Source organism: Streptomyces sp. NBC_01426, assembly GCF_036231985.1.
Classification (GTDB): domain Bacteria; phylum Actinomycetota; class Actinomycetes; order Streptomycetales; family Streptomycetaceae; genus Streptomyces.
In genome coordinates this window covers 7,007,465-7,020,410 of sequence record NZ_CP109500.1, presented here as the reverse complement: position 1 = coordinate 7,020,410, position 12,946 = coordinate 7,007,465, and the positions used below count along the sequence as shown (strand labels likewise).

General features: G+C 74.1%; 14 protein-coding genes and 1 pseudogene. 9 read left to right on the top strand and 6 right to left on the bottom strand.

Going from position 1 to position 12,946, the window contains the following annotated elements:
- Window positions 1-100: 100 nt before the first annotated feature.
- The gene (locus OG906_RS31390; RefSeq protein ID WP_329447430.1) at window positions 101-751 is read left to right on the top strand and encodes an alpha/beta hydrolase family protein; all 651 of its coding nucleotides are present in this window, start codon (window positions 101-103) and stop codon (window positions 749-751) included.
- A gap of 311 nt (window positions 752-1,062) precedes the next feature.
- A complete protein-coding gene (locus OG906_RS31385) occupies window positions 1,063-1,458 on the top strand; it encodes an LppU/SCO3897 family protein (RefSeq protein ID WP_267828929.1) in 396 nt (131 codons plus the stop codon).
- 409 nt (window positions 1,459-1,867) lie between these two features.
- On the opposite strand, the gene OG906_RS31380 is transcribed toward OG906_RS31385, so the two are convergent.
- Window positions 1,868-2,317: a DUF7144 family membrane protein gene (locus OG906_RS31380; RefSeq protein WP_329447429.1), complete on the bottom strand. Its 450-nt coding sequence runs from the start codon at window positions 2,315-2,317 to the stop codon at window positions 1,868-1,870.
- A gap of 243 nt (window positions 2,318-2,560) precedes the next feature.
- On the opposite strand from OG906_RS31380, the gene OG906_RS31375 reads away from it, so the two are divergent.
- The 4 genes from OG906_RS31375 to OG906_RS31360 all read left to right on the top strand — a co-directional run bounded on the left by OG906_RS31375 (window position 2,561) and on the right by OG906_RS31360 (window position 5,608).
- Entirely contained in the window at window positions 2,561-3,007 is a 447-nt protein-coding gene (locus OG906_RS31375) for an SRPBCC domain-containing protein (protein WP_267799337.1), read from the top strand.
- Entirely contained in the window at window positions 3,004-3,363 is a 360-nt protein-coding gene (locus OG906_RS31370) for an ArsR/SmtB family transcription factor (RefSeq protein ID WP_267799338.1), read from the top strand. The genes OG906_RS31375 and OG906_RS31370 overlap by 4 nt, the downstream gene beginning before the upstream one ends.
- 164 nt (window positions 3,364-3,527) lie before the next feature.
- A complete protein-coding gene (locus OG906_RS31365) occupies window positions 3,528-4,817 on the top strand; it encodes a cyclopropane-fatty-acyl-phospholipid synthase family protein (RefSeq protein ID WP_329447428.1) in 1,290 nt (429 codons plus the stop codon).
- A 20-nt stretch (window positions 4,818-4,837) separates the two neighbouring features.
- Complete coding sequence (locus OG906_RS31360) at window positions 4,838-5,608, top strand: alpha/beta hydrolase (protein ID WP_329447427.1); 771 nt, start codon at window positions 4,838-4,840, stop codon at window positions 5,606-5,608.
- 109 nt (window positions 5,609-5,717) lie between these two features.
- Here OG906_RS31360 and OG906_RS31355 read toward each other — a convergent pair whose 3' ends face one another.
- Window positions 5,718-6,191, bottom strand: a complete 474-nt coding sequence (locus OG906_RS31355; protein WP_329447426.1) for an Ig domain-containing protein — start codon at window positions 6,189-6,191, stop codon at window positions 5,718-5,720.
- A 308-nt stretch (window positions 6,192-6,499) separates the two neighbouring features.
- On the opposite strand from OG906_RS31355, the gene OG906_RS31350 reads away from it, so the two are divergent.
- Entirely contained in the window at window positions 6,500-6,736 is a 237-nt protein-coding gene (locus OG906_RS31350) for a hypothetical protein (RefSeq protein ID WP_329447425.1), read from the top strand.
- Between the two features lie 248 nt (window positions 6,737-6,984).
- Here OG906_RS31350 and OG906_RS31345 read toward each other — a convergent pair.
- Window positions 6,985-7,320 (bottom strand): annotated as a pseudogene (locus OG906_RS31345) (S1 family peptidase); the annotation flags it as partial.
- 383 nt (window positions 7,321-7,703) lie between these two features.
- On the opposite strand from OG906_RS31345, the gene OG906_RS31340 reads away from it, so the two are divergent.
- Window positions 7,704-10,478 (top strand): helix-turn-helix transcriptional regulator, encoded by a 2,775-nt coding sequence (locus OG906_RS31340; protein WP_329447424.1) that lies wholly within the window; start codon window positions 7,704-7,706, stop codon window positions 10,476-10,478.
- Between the two features lie 120 nt (window positions 10,479-10,598).
- Here the strand turns inward: OG906_RS31340 and OG906_RS31335 are convergent, their stop codons facing one another.
- Window positions 10,599-10,997 carry an SHOCT domain-containing protein gene (locus OG906_RS31335; RefSeq protein WP_267799341.1) on the bottom strand — a complete coding sequence of 133 codons (399 nt, stop codon included), beginning with the start codon at window positions 10,995-10,997 and terminating at the stop codon, window positions 10,599-10,601.
- A 149-nt stretch (window positions 10,998-11,146) separates the two neighbouring features.
- On the opposite strand from OG906_RS31335, the gene OG906_RS31330 reads away from it, so the two are divergent.
- Complete coding sequence (locus OG906_RS31330; RefSeq protein ID WP_329447423.1) at window positions 11,147-12,139, top strand: NAD-dependent epimerase/dehydratase family protein; 993 nt, start codon at window positions 11,147-11,149, stop codon at window positions 12,137-12,139.
- 15 nt (window positions 12,140-12,154) lie between these two features.
- Here the strand turns inward: OG906_RS31330 and OG906_RS31325 are convergent, their stop codons facing one another.
- Together OG906_RS31325 and OG906_RS31320 are read right to left on the bottom strand one after the other, a co-directional pair.
- Window positions 12,155-12,433, bottom strand: a complete 279-nt coding sequence (locus tag OG906_RS31325) for a hypothetical protein (RefSeq protein WP_329447422.1) — start codon at window positions 12,431-12,433, stop codon at window positions 12,155-12,157.
- A gap of 122 nt (window positions 12,434-12,555) precedes the next feature.
- On the bottom strand, window positions 12,556-12,768 hold the full coding sequence (locus OG906_RS31320) for a DUF6207 family protein (protein ID WP_329447421.1): 213 nt from the start codon (window positions 12,766-12,768) through the stop codon (window positions 12,556-12,558).
- Between the last annotated feature and the right edge of the window lie 178 nt (window positions 12,769-12,946).

Here is a 12,946-nt window from a genome sequence, read left to right as displayed (position 1 = left end):
CGGATGCAGCGATCTGCTGCGCGCTAATCTGAGGCCATAACAGAGCACGGAGTGACCCGCGGACCGGCTTCGGGGAACGGCCCCGTGGTGAAGGAGCGAGATGAAGGCGCTGACGCTTGGTCCCCCGAAGCATGAGCGTGTCGTGCTCTTCGCTACGGGAGCAGGCGGCGATCCGGAGCGTTACCGCCCGCTCCTGGAACATCTGGCAGCCGATGACTGCCAGGTCATCGCACCCCACTTCGAGCGGTTTGCCGCTCGGGAGGCGACCACCGCTGAGCTGCTTGCACGCCCGGCTGGGCTGATCGAGGCACTCCAGCGGTGGGCGTCCGAGGACGCGGACGTTGTGGTGGTCGGCCACTCGATCGGTGGTTGGGCCGGCCTCTGTCTCGCCGGTGCGACGCCCTGGGGGCGGGACGGCAGACCGCTGGATGTCCCACGCGAGCCACGCGTCGGCCGTCTCGTCTTGTACGCGCCCGCTACGGGCTGGTTTGCCGCTCCGGGCGCCTTGGACGCGGTGACGGCGCCGATGCTCGTCTTTGCGGGGGAGATGGACACCGTCACACCCGTGGAGCAGGCCGTCCGTTTGAAGAGCGCGCCGGCTCGGGTCGACCTTCGCGTCGTGCCGGGGGCTGGTCACTTCAGCTTCATGGATACGCCGCCACCGGGCACGGTCGAGAACGAGGGTTTCGACCGTGGTCAGTTCCTTGCCGACCTCGCGCAAGCGAGCAGGGAGTTCGCCATCGCGTCCTGAGCTTGTGTGACGTGCCGTTCGGACGCTGTCCGGACGGCACGGAATTGTCAGGCTGAGTGGGCGGCAGAACCAGTACGGGTCCGCGGGATCGAAGGCGATTCCGCGGGATCGAAGGCGCCGAGGGGCAGCGCCTGTATCGCGATCCGCACCGTCGGTTGGGATCCCCGGAGCGACCTGCGGCAATCACGTTTTCGCCATGGACGCATCACAACTCGGCATCCGATCTCCCGGGTTGCCTCGACGCCTGATTTGCCGTTTTCGCGGCCTGTAACGTTCACGCGTTCGAAGAAGTTCCCTTGGAAGGACCCACCATGTCGACTCCGCCGTCGCCTCAGGGCGAGCACACCGCTCCCCCGGCCCCTGGCACGCCCGCTCCCGAGGCCGCGAAGCCCAAGGGTTCCAAAGCGAAGAAGTTCCTGAGGTTCGTCGCCATCGTCGTCGTCGCCATCGTGGTGAAGTTCGGCATCTCGTACTTCTTCAACTCGCCGGTGCGCGCCGAGGCGGGCGACTGCGTCAAGGTGACGGGCAGCGAGAACAGCCCCGAGGTGGAGACGAAGGGCTGCAGCGACAAGGACGCCAACTACAAGGTGCTGAAGGTCGTGGAGAACACCTTCGACACCGGCGCGTGCACCGTGGGCGAGGCCGCCCTGGCGCAGCAGTGGGAGCAGGAGAAGTTCGTCCTCTGCCTGGAGCCGGTCAAGCACTGACCCCGCTCCCGCCGGTGACGCCCGCTCACCCGGCGCGTCCCCACCGGCGACCGTGACATTCCGCTGCCCCCTCCCCCAGGGAGGGGGCAGTTCGGCGTTCGCGGGCAGGTACGGGCCGGGGCAAGGGGAAGCCCCGGCCGGTCTGGGGGGTGACCGGCCGGGGCGGCTCGGGGGTGTGGCCAGGGGGGTGCTGCCAGGGACGCTGTGCCCTCCGCGGTCACATCTATATGAACGCTCAACCAGTCTGCCGCGTTCCCTCGCCCCGACGTGACCCCCGTCACCACGACCGGCTCGGGCCCACGCCGCCTTCCCGCACGTCGGCTCCGGACGCGGCGATGCCGCCCCCGGCGAGGGCCGGGGGCGGCGTCCACCACCGCGGGTCGGACCCGCGGGTGCGGTCGTTTGGAGGTCACGCGTGTGCGTGGGTGGTCGGCTCCTTCAGCAGGGCCCAGATGATGAAGATGTCGATGGCGATGACGATGATCGCCCACAGGGGCTGGTACGGCAGCCACAGGAAGTTCACGATGATGCTGAGGGCCGCGAGCCCGACACCGAGCGCGCGCGCCCATGCCGCGCCCTTGAGGATCCCCACACCGGCGACGAGCAGGATCACGCCGAGGATCAGGTGGATCCAGCCCCACGCGGTGAGGTCGAAGCGGTAGATGTAGCTGCCCACCCGTGCGAAGACCTCGTCGTTGGCGAGGGCCCCGATGCCGTTCAGGACGGCGAGCACTCCGTCGACGAAGAGCAGGACACCGGCGAACATGACGCCCGAGCCCGTGTAACCGCCACCGCCCCGCTCACTCCAGCGGGAAGGTTCCGGTGTCGGCGCCCCGGACGGGGTCGCGGTCTGCGCCATGACAGCCTCCTTGGCCGAACACCCCGAGCAGATGGACACGCCGGCGATTGCGACGTGAGGCCGACGATCCGCCGCCCCGACCGTCACGACCACCCGGGCAGGGCCATTCGAGTGAACGCCCCGGTGCCCACCCGTGCGGATGGGCACGGCGGAAGCACCATGACGCAACCGTTCGGTTGCACCTGGGGCCGGTACGTGCAACCCTGGAGTTGCACTCATTGGAAGCGATGAAGGAGGCCCCTCATGAGCGAGGACCGAATCGAACGCGAGATCCTCATCGAGGCATCCGTGGAGCGGGTGTGGTCGCTGGTGGCCGACCCCGGGTTCTGGGTGTCCGACGCGGCCGGCCGGACCGGCGCCGTGGCGGAAGCGGGAGCCCGCGTGGTGGCGAAGAGCGCCGAGTACGGCGACTTCCCCGTACGGGTCGAGGAGGTCGAGCCGCCGACCCGTGTGTCGTACCGCTGGGCCAGCGCGTTCCCCGGGGAGGAGCCGCGCGAGGAGAACAGCACGCTCGTCGAGTTCACGTTGACCCCCGAGGGCGACGCGACGCGGCTGCGCGTGGTCGAGAGCGGGTTCTCCGCGCTGGCCGGGTCGGAGGAACTGCGCCGCAAGGCGGTGGCGGACAACACCGGCGGCTGGCCCCAGGTGTTCGACGCGCTCAAGAAGCGCGCCGAACAGTCGTCCGCGTGACGGAGGAGCACCGGGGCGCCGGCGACGCCGTCGACGGCGTCCTCGCCGCGCTCGCCGACCCGACGCGGCGCAGGCTGCTCGACCTCCTCGCCGAACGGGGCGAGGTCACCGCGACCACGCTCGCCACGGGGCTTCCCGTGTCACGGCAGGCCGTCGTCAAGCACCTCGCCGTCCTGGACGCCGCCGGGCTGGTCTCCGGCCGCCGGGTCGGGCGGGAGGTGCGCTACACGGTCCGACCGACCGCGCTGAACGCGACGGCGCACTGGATGGCCGCGCTCGCGGCCGACTGGGACCGACGGCTGGCGATCGTCAAACGGGTCGCCGAGGCGGCGGAACGCGACCCGGACGGGCGGTAGGTTCCCCGGCCGCCCGGGTCCGGGTCGGATGCGGCGCGCACGGGACCGCGACCAATCCGACCCGGCCTCGGCCGCGAAGTGCCTGTGTACGCCCGCTCCGGCGGCGCGGCCGTGTCCTCGTGCCCGAACCGTGTACGAGGGTCCCTCTGGCGGAAGGAGCCTCGATGAGGCCCGTGGCAGACCGACTGGCCGAACTCCTCGGGCATTTCCTCGCCGGACCCCCACCGGTGCGCCTGCGCGCCTGGGACGGCAGCGAATCCGGCCCCGAGGACGCCCCCCTGGTCGTGCTCCGCTCCCCCGACGCCCTGCGCCGCCTGCTGTGGCAGCCCGGCGAGCTCGGCCTGGCCGAGGCCTACATCGTCGGCGACCTGGACATCGAGGGGGACCTGGCCGACGGCCTCGGCCGCGCCTGGCAGTCCGTGCGCGAGCACGGCACCGCGACGCCGGGCCCGACGGGATGGGCCCGGGCCGCGGCGCTCGCCGTGGGGCTGGGTGTCGCCGGCATACCGCCGCACGCCCCGGACGCCCCCCGGGCCCGCCTCAGCGGCAGGCTGCACAGTTCCACCCGTGACCGGGCCGCCATCAGCCACCACTACGACCTGTCCAACGAGTTCTACGCCCTGCTGTTGGACCCGTCCATGGCGTACTCCTGCGGCTACTGGTCCCGCCCCGACGACCCCGACTACACGCCCGCCGACGCCCAGTACGACAAGCTGGAACTGATCTGCCGCAAGGTCGGCCTGCGGGCCGGCTCCCGCCTCCTCGACGTCGGTTGCGGCTGGGGTTCGCTGGCCGTCCACGCCGCACGCGCCCACAAGGCCCAGGTCACCGCCGTGACCCTGTCCCGGGCGCAGCGCGACTTCGTGACCGACCGGGTCGCGCGCGAGGGCCTGTCGGATCTGGTCGAGGTGCAGTTGCGGCACTGGCGTCACATCGACGGCGGGGGCTACGACGCTGTCAGCGCCGTCGAGATGGGCGAGCACGTGGGGGACGTCGAGTACCCCGAGTTCACGTCCCGGCTTCACGGAGTGCTGCGACCCGGTGGACGGCTGCTGATCCAGCAGATGTCCCGCGGTCTGAACGCTCCCGGCGGCGGCGCTTTCATCGAGACCTACATCGCGCCCGACATGCACATGCGGCCCGTGGGACGCACCGTCGACCTCATCGAGGACGCGGGGTTCGAGGTGCGTTCCGTGGAGGCCCTGCGCGAGCACTACGCCCGGACCATCGACGCGTGGCGCCACACCCTGGAGGAACGGTGGGTGGACTTCGAGACGCTGGTCGGCCAGACCACGGCCCGTGTGTGGCGTCTGTACCTCGCCGGCAGTTCGCTCGCGTTCACCGAGCGCCGCATGGGCGTCGACCAGATCCTCGCCGTCCGGCCGTCCCGGGAGGGGCGCAGCGACATGCCGGCCACACCCGTGAGCTGGTACGAGTCGCAAGCGCGGGCATGAGCGCCGGAAGGAGTTCCTCGATGAGCCCCGAGTCGGTCCACGTTCCCGCCGCGCCCGGCCGGGAGCTGCCGTCGGCGCTGTCCCTGCGGCGGAATCCGGCGCATCCGACGGCGGCGATCCTCGTGCTGCACGGGGGCCGCGCCGACGGGTTGACCGCGCCCCCCGCCCTCAACCTGCCCCTCGTGCGCATGAGGGCGTACACCCGGGCGCTCGTGCGGGCCACCGGGCCGGACCGCGTGGTGGTCGCCGAGGTGCGGTACCGCCACCGAGGTTGGAACGGCGCCCGGGAGGATCCGGTACGGGACACCCTGCGCGCCCTGGACGAGCTGCGCCGCGCCGCCGGGCCCGTCCCCGTGGTCCTGGTGGGCCACTCCATGGGCGGTCGGGCGGCGTTGCGCGCGGCCGTCGACCCTTCGGTGCGGGCGGTGATCGGGCTGGCGCCGTGGTGCCCGCCCGGTGAGTCGGTGACACAGCTCGCGGGCAAGTCGGTGGTGCTCCTGCACGACGAGGCGGACCGGGTCACCGATGCCCGGGCGAGCTGGGACCACGTGCGGCGGGCCCGCGCCGCCGGGGCGCGGGCCGCGGGCATCGTCATGCCCGAGGGCGGGCACGCGATGCTCCGCCGGTCGGCGCGCTGGCACGAGGCCGCCGTCGCCGCCGCGCTGGGGTTTCTCGGCTCGCGCGAACTCCCCGACGGCCTCTTCACCGGGCCGGTCCCGATGCCCTGGCCCCGGCCGGACGCTGTCGAAGCCCCGCGCGGAAGCGGCCGCCGCCCGCGGGACGGCGGGTGACGGCCGGACGGACGGGGGGCCGAGCCCGTCATCGCCCCTCCTCGGTGACGGCGCGGCCCCCTGCGGGAGGGCCCGGGAGGAACGATCCGGCCCTCCCGGGCCCCGGTGGTCAGAAGTAGACGTTCCAGGTGATGTCGGTGGTCGCGGTCCGGCCGGCGGCGTCGGTGAGGGTGATCCGGCTGGTGCGCATCCCCCAGGTGGTGGGCGTGCCCGTGACGACGCCCTTCGCGGTGTCGAGGGTCAGGCCGGCCGGGAGTCCGTCGGCGGCCCAGCGGTAGGGCGCGGTTCCGCCGGTGGCCTGGATCGGGAGGCTGACGGGCTTCTTGACGTAGGCGATCTGGTTGCCGGGGTTCCGCAGGACCGGGGCGCCCGCGCCGACGGCGGTGACGGTCCAGGTGAAGGAGGCGGACGCCTTCCTGCCGGCGCCGTCGGTCGCGGTCACGGTGACGTTCGACGTGCCCGCGGTGGTGGGTGCGCCGGTGACGGTGCCCGTCGCGGAGGCGATGGCCAGGCCGGCGGGCAGCCCGGCGGCGGTCCAGGTGTAGGGGGCGGCGCCGCCCGTCGCGGTGTTCCCGAGTTCCACCGGGGTGCCGAGTCGGGGTGGACTGGGCGGGGACGGGGGTGACGGTGACGGCGCCGGGCTGCGGGGTGGCCGTGACGAGGGTGGCGCCGAATCGGGTCAGGGCCTCGTTGACGGGCTGGAAGATGGTGAACTTCTCGCCGCTGCCGGAACTACAGGTGGCGCTGCCGCCGCCGGAGTGCAGGCCGATGGCCTTGCCTCCCGTCGCGGTGACGTAGGCACCTCCGGAGTCCCCGCCGGCGGAACAGGCGCTGGAGTACGACAGGCCGTCGATGACCACGTTGCCGTAGTCGACGCTCTGGTCGACCTTGGTGACCTCGCCGCAGCGCAGGCTGGTGGTCTGGCCCGAGCGGCAGATCGCCGTGCCCACGACCGCGTCGGCGGAACCGGTGACGGTGATGTCGCCCTGTCCGTATCCGGCGACGGTGGGGACGACGTTCCAGCCGCTCTGGTCGACGTCGACGATGCCCATGTCCCCTTCGCGGGCGTTGACGCTGCCGGTGCCGTTCCTGTTCGACGTGCCCACGCGGGTGCCGTCCTTGCCGTAGGCGAGCTGGTTGGCGTCGTTGGTGCAGTGCCCGGCGGTCAGGAACGCCTTGGTGCCGCCACTGGTGCGGGTGACGGGGAAGCCGATGGAGCACGGGCTCTCGCTGCCCGGTGTCCACTTCTCCCCGCCGATCACGTCGGACTGCTGCACGGGGGTGTCGGAGGTGTAGGTGACGTGCGCGATCGGGCCGAGGGCTTCGACGGCGGCGATGAAGAGTTCGGTGGACGCGGTGCTCGCCGCCCGGTCGATGCTCACGTCGACACGGTTGTTGCGGACGTCCGGCCCCCAGGAGACCACTCCGTCGATGCCGGCGCCGATCTGACGGGTGATGGCCTCGGTGGTGGCGTCGAGTCGGGCGCCGGTGTGCCCGACCCGTACGGGTACGGCTCCGGCCGCCCGGACGAGGGCCTCGTCCGCGCCGGTGGTGACGGCCGCGGTGAGCCGGCCGGTGGCGGCGTCGAACCACAGGCCCGATATCCGGTCGCCGGCCCGGGCCCGGACCCGGGCCGCCGCGAGGTTCGCCGCGCTCTCGTCCGCGAGACGCTCCCGGACACCCGCTTCGCTCAGGTGGAGGTCGCGGCGCATCGCGTCGAGGAGGCGGGGGCCGACGGCGGGCGAGGGTTGCGGACCGGGGTCGGCGGCGGCCGCGTGGGACGGCAGGGCGGCGAGCGAGCCCAGGGCGAGTACGGCGGCGAGACAGGCCCACACGGGCCTGGGGTTCACGGTGCGCACGAGGACGGGTTCCTCTCATGGGGGGCGCGCCGGCGGGCGCCGGCACGGCCGCGGCGGGGCGCGGCGGCCTCCCGGGGCCGGTGTCCGCGGCCGGCGGCGGCCTCCCGACCCCGGGGTGGTGGCCAACAGAGTGCTGGTGGCCCGCGGAACGGGGCATCGGAGGAAACCCTTGTCCGCGGCGCCGATCGCGCGGGGACCGTTGTGCTCGGCGGACGGCGAACCTACGGTGCCGTCTCGTGACGTGGGAGACCGAGGTGACGGGCCGCCGGGGCGGCGTCTGCGCGGGTCCGCCGGACCCCGCCTTCGAGACGGCGCGTCAGGCGCTCGCCCGGGACGGGTGTGTCGTCGTCACCGGACCGTGGGGGGCCGGGAAGTCCACGCTCGCCCGCAGGATCGCCGCCGCCGGGGTGGCCGACGGACGGGCGCTGGTGCGCGTCACCGGCGCCCAAGGGGACGGCGCGTACCCCGGGGGCGGTCTCGCCCAGCTCCTGTCGGGTGATGTGGCCTCCCGCGCGCGGGGCCTGACGGGTGCTCGGCGGGGTGTCCTGGAGCGGCTCGCGCACCTGACGGATCGACAGGACGGGGCTCCGGGACCGGCGGTCGCCCGCTCGGCGGTGACCGCCCTGTTGGGCGGGATCGAACCCGGGGTCCTGCTGGTCGTCGACGGTGTCCAGTGGCTCGACGACTTCAGTGCCGACGTCCTGGGGTACGCGCTGCGCACGCTGCCCGCCGGGCGACTGACGGTCGTGGTCACCGAACGCGGGAGCGGCCGGCCGCGCGTCGCCGGCCGTCTGGTCGGGGCGCACGCGCCGTACGTCGCGCCGGCGCCGCTGGACGTGACGGGCACCGCGGCGCTCCTCGCCGAACACGGCCTGCCCGCGCGGTGGGCGGCCCCGGTGGACCGGCTGTGCGGCGGCCACCTCCTGCTGACCTCGCTGGCGTGTACGTCCCTGGCGGCGCTGCCCGCCGCCGAACGGCGCGGGCTCGCCACCTCGGCCGTGTTGCGGGACGCCGCCCGGGAGTGGCTGGAGACGCTCCCCCGTCCGGTCCGGCGCACCCTGGCGCTCGCGGCGCTGGCGCACCGTCCGACATCGTCCCTGTTGTCGCGGGCGGGTTGCGCGGACGCCGAGGAGGACCTCGCCCGGGCGCGGCGCGCCGGGGTGTTGCGGGACGGCCCCGCCGGGGAGGTGGTGTTCCAGGGCGCGTTGCTGGCGTCGGCCGCCGCCCGGGCCGGTGGGCCCCGCGAGCGCACGGAACTGCACAGGGCGCTGGCCTCGGCGGTCCTGGACCCCGCGCACCGGGCCCGCCACCACGCTCTCGTACGGGACCGCCCGGACCGGGCCGCGGCCGAGGACACCGAACGCGCCGCCTGTTCGGCCCGTGCCGGCGGCGACCGCGCCCTGGCCGCCGAGCTGTTCCTGCTGGCGGCCGGGCTCACCCCCGCGGATCGGCCCGAGGCGCGGTCGCGGCGGATCACCTCGGCGGCGCGGGAGGCCGCGGCGGCGAGCCGCACGGATCTCGCCTGGCAGGCGGTGGAGGCCGTGACGGAGGCGGCTGTCGAACCCGCCCGGCACGTCGCGGTCCTGTTGGCCCTGATCGACTCCCACGGTCAGGCCCTCGCCGAACTCGAACCCCTCTTCCACCGGTGCGGGCAGCTCGCGGGCGACGACCCGGGACTGCTGGCGGCCGTCGAACTGCGCGCCGCCATCGCGGCGAACATCTCGCAGGAGGATCCGGAGCGGGCGCTGCGCGCGGCCGCGCGGGCCGCGGAACTCGCCCGGGCCGGCGGGCAGCCGCCGCTGCGCGCGGCGGCGCTCACCATGCGCGCCCGCATGGAACGCGTGCTCGGTGTCCCCGACGCCGCGCGGACCCTCGACGAGGCACTCGCCCTGGGGGTGCCGGCCCAGGAGTACGGGATCCGCAACAGCGCCCAGTACCTCGCCGCGCGCCACGCGGTCTTCGACGACCGGTTGCCGCCCGCGCGGCGGCAACTGCTGGAACTGCTGGCGATCGCCGAACGGGAGGGCGATCCGGAAGATCTGGTGGATCTCTGGCGCAGTCTGTGCGAGGTCGACGTCCGGCTCGGATCGTGCGCCCGCGCCCTGGAGTGGGCCGATCGGGCGCTGGCGCACTCGGCCGCCCACCGCCTGTCGCCGGGCCCCGCCTGGTACACGGCCGCCCTGGCGCAGAGCGTGGGCGGGTCCTTCGCCGAGGCCTCGCGCCTGGCCGGGCGGGGCATCCAGGCGTCCCGGGAAGAGGGGGACGCCCTGTACCTCGCGCGCAGCCTGTGGGTCAGGGGCTGCGTCCGGCTCCACACGGGCGACGGCGCGGGTGCGGCCGCGACGTTCGCGGAGGTCGCCCGCCTGGAAGGGGACCGGCCGGTGGCGGATCCGAGCATGTTCCGTTGGCGCTCGGACGCGGTGGAGGCGCTGACCGCCGGCGGACACACGGACCGGGCGGGGTTGCTGTTGGCCGGGGCCGAGGCCACGCCGGGGATCCGCGGGCGGGGGCCGGGCACGGTGGCCGCCCTGGTCCGGGCCCGCGGGGTGCTGCTGGCCCGCGAGGGGCGGCCCGACGAGGCCGTGGCCCGTCTCGGGGAGGCCGCCGCGGGGTTCCGGTGCGCGGGGCTGCCGCTGGAGGAGGCGCGCACCCACCTCGCCCGCGGCCGGGTGGAGCGGGCGCGCCGCAGGCAGGCCGCGGCGCGCACGGCCTGGGAGGAGGCGGCGGAGCTGTACGGGACGACCGGCGCCCGGCCCTGGCGGGAGGTGACCGCGGCCCTCCTGGACCGGCTGCCCGGCGGTCGGCCGGGCGACGGGTCGCGGGCGGGAGGGCTCACCCCGTCGGAACTCCGGCTCGCGGGTCTGATCTGCCGGGGCGCCAGCAATCAGGAGGCCGCCCAGCAGTTGTTCCTGTCGGTCAAGACGGTGGAGGGCATGCTCAGCCGCGTGTACCGCAAGCTCGACGTCCGTTCCCGCACCCAGCTCGGCGCCGCCCTGGCCCCGGACCGGTGAGGGGCGGCCCGGACACCTGCCGGATGCCACCGCGCGGTTCGGTCGCGCGGTGGCATCGTGGCGGCGTGGTCGGCTCCGGTGTCCGTGTCGGGGCCCCGCCCGGGGCGGTTCGGGATCGGGTCAGGCCAGCAGTTTCGCCTTCGCCCGCTCGAACTCCTCCTGGGTGATGTCGCCCTTGTCCTTGAGCGTGGAGAGCTTGTGGAGCTCGTCCGCGGCGCCACCGCTGCCACCGGGCGTCCCGGCCGCTTTCTGGACGTACTGCCGGAAGGCCTGCTCCTGCGCCTCGGCCTGCTTGACGTCCCGCTTGCCCATGCCCTTGCCTCGGACGATGAGGTAGATGAAGACGCCGATGTACGGCAGCAGGAGGACCAGGATGAGCCAACCCGCCTTGCCCCAGCCGTGCAGTTCGTGGTCGCGGAAGATGTCCGTGATCACCTTGAAGAGCAGGAAGAACCACATGATCCAGATGAAGAGCCAGAGCATGGTCCAGAACAGATTGAGCAGTGGGTAGTCGTCCACGAGTCACTCCGATCACGTATGGGACGAATCAATTCATACCGCCGCTGGAACCACTCCGCACGCGGAGCGACGGGTGGCGGTTCTTACGGATCCGTGACGTGCGGCCCGGTGGGAGCCCGGGCGGACCGCGCCCGGCATAGCGTCGGGGCATGCGCGTACTTGTGACTGGAGGAGCGGGCTTCATCGGCTCGCACATCGTTTCCGCACTGGCCGAACGCGGGCACGACCCGGTGGTCTTCGACCTGGCGGAGGAGAACGGAAGGGACGTACGGGACTCGGCGCAGGTGGGCGAGGCCCTCGTCGGGGTGGACGCGGTCTGCCACCAGGCCGCCAAGGTGGGGCTGGGCAAGGACTTCGGCGACGCACCCGCCTACGTGTCGGCCAACGACCTCGGCACGGCCGTCCTGTTGGCTCGGATGGCGGAGACCGGGGTGCGGCGGCTGCTGCTGGCCGGGTCGATGGTCGTGTACGGCGAGGGGCGGTACGAGTGCCCGGCCCACGGGGTCGTCCGCCCGGGACCGCGCGCCGAGGAGGACCTGCGGGCCGGCAGGTTCGAGCCGCGCTGCCCCGCCTGTGGCGCCGAGCTCGCGCCCGGGCTGGTCGCCGAGGACGCCCCGATGGATCCCCGCAACGTCTACGCCACCACCAAACTGGCCCAGGAGCACCTCGCGGCGTCGTGGGCACGGGCCACCGGCGGGCGGGTGGTCTCGCTGCGCTACCACAACGTCTACGGGCCGGGAATGCCGCGCGACACCCCGTACGCGGGAGTAGCCGCGCTCTTCCGTTCCGCACTCGCGCGGGGGGAGGCCCCGCGCGTCTTCGAGGACGGCGGGCAGCGGCGGGACTTCGTGCACGTACGGGACGTCGCGACGGCCAACGCCGTGGCGTTGGAGGCGGCGCGGGACGCCCCGGGCTTCGTGGCCTACAACGTGGGCAGCGGCGATCCCCGTACCGTCGGCGACATGGCGAAGGCGCTGTCGGCCGCCTGCGCGGGCCCCGATCCCGTCGTCACCGGCGAGTACCGGTTGGGCGATGTCCGGCACATCACCGCCGACTCGGCGCGGCTGCGCCGGGACCTGGGTTGGCGTCCGGTGGTGGCGTTCGAGGCGGGCATGGCCGAACCGGGCGACGGGACCGCGTAGGTCCGCGTGCGCGGCTCAGTTCTCGGCGATCTGGGCCACCCACCCGTAGGGGAGCTCCGAACCGTCGAGGGTGACCGCCTCGACCGTGCGGGTCTCGGGATCGATGTCGGCCTGAACGCCCTCGCCCTCGTAGCGCGGGTAACCGGACGTGCCCAGTTCACCGGTGAAGTCCACGGCGGCCGTGCGCAGGATGCCCTCGCGCCCGGTCCCGCCCTCCGGGCGGGGGCCCGGGCGCAGCACGACGGTGTAGCGACGGGGAGCGGAGGCGGGATCGTTCCCGGCGGAGGCGGTCATGCCGCCCAGGCTAGCGACCGGACGATCTCCTCGCCGGGAACCTTCGGCCCCGACTTTCCGCGGGGCGGCCGGGTGGCGCGCCCCGCCGGGTGGCGCGCCCCGCCGGGCGGGGCGCGCCAGGGCTATGACCCGCCGCCGGGGCGCAGCAGGTCCGCGTACACGCGCGCCGTCACCCCGGGCCGGCCGGGTTCCCAGGTGACGCGGCCCAGCCCCGATGTCGCGCAGAGTCGGCCCAGCGCGACCACCGCCGCGCGGACCGTGTCCTCGTCGCCGCCCGTCACGTCGAAGACGACGAGGCCGGGTTCCGCGACGTACCGCTCATCAATGTCGTTCACACCCGTCCCGACGAACGCCGGCCGGCCGCCGGTTCGCCCGCGCCGGGCGGCACATCCGTACGGGCCGACACCCGCGCGGGAGGTGCCCGCGACCGGTCGGCGCCGCCGACGCGGCCGGGGGCACCCCGGGAGGCCTGCCCCGGTCCCGGGGCGGCGCCCCCGAACGCGCCCTCGGACC

What these genes read in the sequence shown, in the direction of transcription:
- OG906_RS31390 (WP_329447430.1), top strand. Translation starts at nt 101, where the DNA reads ATGAAGGCGCTGACGCTTGGTCCCCCGAAGCATGAGCGTGTCGTGCTC.
- OG906_RS31385 (WP_267828929.1), top strand. Translation starts at nt 1,063, where the DNA reads ATGTCGACTCCGCCGTCGCCTCAGGGCGAGCACACCGCTCCCCCGGCC.
- OG906_RS31380 (WP_329447429.1), bottom strand. Translation starts at nt 2,317, where the DNA reads ATGGCGCAGACCGCGACCCCGTCCGGGGCGCCGACACCGGAACCTTCC.
- OG906_RS31375 (WP_267799337.1), top strand. Translation starts at nt 2,561, where the DNA reads ATGAGCGAGGACCGAATCGAACGCGAGATCCTCATCGAGGCATCCGTG.
- OG906_RS31365 (WP_329447428.1), top strand. Translation starts at nt 3,528, where the DNA reads ATGAGGCCCGTGGCAGACCGACTGGCCGAACTCCTCGGGCATTTCCTC.
- OG906_RS31360 (WP_329447427.1), top strand. Translation starts at nt 4,838, where the DNA reads ATGAGCCCCGAGTCGGTCCACGTTCCCGCCGCGCCCGGCCGGGAGCTG.
- OG906_RS31330 (WP_329447423.1), top strand. Translation starts at nt 11,147, where the DNA reads ATGCGCGTACTTGTGACTGGAGGAGCGGGCTTCATCGGCTCGCACATC.
- OG906_RS31325 (WP_329447422.1), bottom strand. Translation starts at nt 12,433, where the DNA reads ATGACCGCCTCCGCCGGGAACGATCCCGCCTCCGCTCCCCGTCGCTAC.